Source organism: Hyphomonas pacifica, assembly GCF_000682675.1.
GTDB classification, from domain to species: domain Bacteria; phylum Pseudomonadota; class Alphaproteobacteria; order Caulobacterales; family Hyphomonadaceae; genus Hyphomonas; species Hyphomonas pacifica.
The window spans coordinates 1-4,257 of the sequence record NZ_AWFA01000060.1 but is presented as its reverse complement, the minus strand read 5'-3'; the positions used below and the strand labels follow the sequence as shown (position 1 = coordinate 4,257).

2 protein-coding genes are annotated in these 4,257 nt (G+C 58.2%); both read left to right on the top strand.

Translation table 11 applies throughout. The features are described from left to right. Positions 1-1,913 (top strand): hypothetical protein (locus HY2_RS17510; protein WP_158534034.1); only part of this gene is annotated, 1,913 nt, incomplete at its 5' end. 178 nt (positions 1,914-2,091) lie between these two features. Next, positions 2,092-4,071, top strand: a complete 1,980-nt coding sequence (locus HY2_RS14525; RefSeq protein ID WP_146617213.1) for a hypothetical protein — start codon at positions 2,092-2,094, stop codon at positions 4,069-4,071. Positions 4,072-4,257 lie beyond the last annotated feature (186 nt).

The window sequence follows — 4,257 nt, the reverse complement described above, 5'->3', positions numbered from 1 at the left end:
TGCTGGCCATGCTGGTGGCCCTGGGCGCGCTGAATGCGCATGCGTGGAAGGAAATTACCGTGGGCGATGCGCGCCAGACCGGCGATTGCCTGAACGAGACGCCGTCCGACGAATGCGTCACCAAGAGCGGCAGATATGTGCGCGCCGATACGGGCACCGAGAGCGGCACCGTGCCGGTGCGGCTGCTGCTGAAACGGAACCTGCCGCAGGAAGACTTTGACGCCCTGATGCGCAAATATGGCATGGTCGAAGGCAAGTATCATGAATGGTTCGTCAAGGCCGGCGACAAGGAGTATTACAAGCGCGCAATGACGCTGCGGGGCCTGATGGCGGTGGACGGGAAGACCGTGCTGTTGCCGCCGGAATTTGTGCACATCCTGCCGTTGAGTGACCGGGCGGCGCTGGTGAAGACGGTGAAGCAGACCTGGCTGCTTGCGACGCTGGGCTCTGCAGAGACGACGCTGACGCCGCTTGCGCTGCCATGGGACAGTCTCCAATGGATCGACGGCACGGAGCCGAAGAGGCCATTTACCCTGATGGCGATCAAGAACGGAGCGACCAAGGACGACCTGCGCACCTACATGATCTTTGATGGGGACGGGAAGGCGGCCTATGAGATCAATGGCGTCATTCCGAACACGCATGGCGCGGATGATTACTATAAATTCTATGAGGGCTATATCGGCTTCCCCGTACGCTCGGAGGGAAGCGAGTTCTCGGTTTTCTTCAATACGATCACGCTGGAGCTGGAGAAGATGGGGCCGGTGTTCGATATTCTCGATGTGGGCTATGCGCTGACGGAAAAGTGGGACGACAACAAGCATGACCTGAAATATTACCCCTTCCAGAAGATCGGAGAGATGCCCTCCGGCAAGGGCCTTCTGTCTACGGACATCTATGAGCCGCTGAGCGAATGGAAGGCCGATCCGGAACCCCTCATACACCCGAAAACGGCGCGTGGCATGGTGCCGCTGCGCCTGCCGGGCCAGATTGGCGGTATTCGCGGGTGGCTGATCGTGTACGAGAATGCGACGGACCAGTGGTACAAGCTGATCATGCATGCGCCGCAGAAGGATGATTTCTACAAACAGGAAACGGGAAAGTCGAGCGAGCTGTCGCCGTCATCTGTCCGGGTGTTCATGTGGGAGCCGAACGAATACCTGCCGCTGGCGGATATTTGGATCGGCAGCCTGCCGCAGGAGACGCACAAGGCACTGTTTGCGAATGCGAACCCGAAGGACATTCCGCCGCCGAGCTATCGCGTCGCGGCACGCTTCTTCGAGAACCCGCGGCAGCTGTCGGCGGGCGGGGTGACCGACTGGTATCTGATCGGCAGCGATCCGAGTGCAGAGAATTTCCAGAAGATCTATGACACGCGGGCAGGACGTATGTCGCATCCGGACAATCCGCAGGCGCTGGCGACGCCGGAAATCATCGCGGAGATGAAGCAGCAATGGGAGTCGAATGCCGCCTATCGGGAGTATCTGGAGACACCGTGGGAAGTGCATGTCGCACGCGCGCAGGCAGAGCAGGAGCGCACGCTGATAGGCGCGGCGGACAATGCCCTGATCAGCGGCTATGGCCTCGATTTCAATGGCGACTTCTATTATGTCGCCCGCACAAAGGGCGGGAAATACCTGCAGGCCTACTGGAACAAGTATCACCAGCTGCCGCATTCGGCCGACGCGTATGATATCTGCCGCCGGTTCGGCAGCTCCAGCATGGAGTGCGGTCTCGTCTATGCGTGGGCGGACAATATCTCGAAGGGCCAGCGCGAGGCAGCGGCCAGGGAAGCCGATCGCTACAGCCAGAAGAAGTTCAGCCAGGGCTACAAGTCTGAATACCGCCCGCCGATGAAGGAGCCGCGCTGTTACCAGACCGGCGCGAAAACGGAAACATGTTTCTATAACTGACAGGAGCCGGAACAGCCCGAGCGATGTCAGGCTGGCCGCCAAGGTCATGATGTCAGCAAAAATAATGGTATCCCCCCCTTGGGGGCATGCGGCGGTATGCGGCCGGGCGTAGTGTCTGGTCATGTCCCGAATAGGCGATACAGTGCGTGGCGTCTGAGCAAGTCGTGGGGAGACGCTGTTGTTTCGATATCTGATACTGGTCATGCTGGTGGCCCTGGGTGCGCTGAATGCGCAGGCGTGGCAGACTCTGGACGGCGACGAGTTCAAAAACCTGGTTCAAAAAGGCAGGTGCGAGAGCAGGACCGACTTCAAGCGGTGTGCCGCGTCCTGGCCGACTTTTGTTCGTACAGAAAATGGCAGCACAAAAGTACAATACATGCTTGCCCGTAATGACGTGACCGAAGCGGACATAGAGGGCTTGCTGAAGGAAATGAATATTTCGACCCAGCGCTATCTGGACTTTGCCCGCAAACAGAGGGGCGGTAACGCCGGGTCTCTGGGGCTGGATTATTTCGCAAAGAACATGGTGTTGCAGGGATTGCTGGCTTCAGACGGCAAGACAGAGCTGTTGCCGTCCATCTACAAGACCGTCTATCCGGTCAGCGACACTCTGGTCATGGTCAGGAAGATCAATAATGCATGGGGGTTCGTAACGCCCGGCGATCCGGCCTCTTTCCGGGATATCGGTTTTGGCTGGGATACATTCGACTTTCTGTTCGGTCAGTTGGAAACCAAGCCGACAATGTTGGTGTTCAAAGGCAAGAGCGATGCTCCGGGCCTTGAGAAATATACGGTGATCGACGCAAAGGGGCAGCCGACGCTCACGATTGACAGGGTCAAGCCACGCGACGGACAGGGGCGCTCATATGCCTTCTTCGATGGCGGCTATCTTGGCTTCCCGGTCCGCACCGAAGAAGGCACAGACATAACCGTTTTCGTGCAGTCGGCAAAACTGGATGTCGACCGTATCGCCCCGCCGTTTGAAATATTACGATATGGCTGGAGAATACAGGGCAATTACAATCTGGATGTGGGAAGAACAGGTTTCAAAGATGTGGCGATGCAAAAGGTGGGCTCGTTTTCATCGAGTCACGGAATTCTTGCCGGCGACATGTACTTGCCGCTGGATGAGTGGAATGGCTACGCGAAGATAAACCACGAGGCGGATGGCGAGAAGATCATTGGCATGGTGCCACTCTATCTTCCGAAACCCTACCAGCATGTGCGCGGCTGGATCACGGTCCATGGCGACGATACACGACGGTGGTACAAACTGGTGGCCCATGCGCCGGAGGAGGATGCAGGGGGAAAGCTGCAGATCGGCAAGAAGCGCGAGCTCGAGCCCCAGGACATCGTTGGCTATGCAAAATATTTCCCTCCGGTGGCTGATATCTGGATCGGGACTGCGGATGAGGCTCTGTACAAGGCGCGATTCGAGGATGCAGACCCCCGGGATATTCCCCAACCGGGCCTGCGCGTCGTGGTGCGTCTGTTTGACGATCCCTCCAATCCTGAAACGTCCGGCATCACTGACTGGGTCAGCACGGGTGACGATATCCACAGGCGTGCTGTCGAGAAAGTCTATGATGCGGACATCTCCACGCTGAAGACGCACCCCTTCGATCCACAGGCGCTGATCACAAACGACGTTATTGTCCATGCGGGGGTGGAGTACGCCATGAACAGGGATGATCGGGAGTATCGTGAAATGACGCCTGCGCAACGCAAGGCTCGAGAAGACCGGCGCGAGGCAAACTATCAGGCCCTGTTGGCGGACGTCCAGCTTGCCAGTGCCGATGAAGTCATGCAGCCAGGCCGCTCGGTCAGGGAGTATGCCAACTTCTACAAGGTGGCGAAGACGCATGGCGGCAAGTATCTGAAAGCCTACTGGCGCGAATACCGGCACCTCCCCGACATTGAGGATTCCGGGGAAATCTGTCGCCGGTTTGGTCAGAACAGTGAGGAGTGCCGTCTCGTCTGGCCAACGGCGCAGGCTTACTATGCCGAGGAGAAGGCCAAGGCAGACCGCGCCGCAGAGCGCTATGCCAGGGAAGAAATGGATCGACGCTTCGACCCCAACTGGAACAGGCCGCCCCAGAGCAAAGAGCCGCGGTGTTACAACAATTATGATGGAACACAGACATGCTTCTCGGATTAGTCGATGCTTATAAGCGTTGCGCCGGCGAACCGGAGAGGCAGTGGGTATTTACGCTGAAGACATGGCGGCATGCGGCCGGGCGTTGGGTCTGGTCATGTCACGGAGAGGCGCTACACTGGGCGGCGTCTGAGCAAGCTGTGGGGAGACGCTGTTGTTTCGATATCTGATGCTGGCCATGCTGGTGGC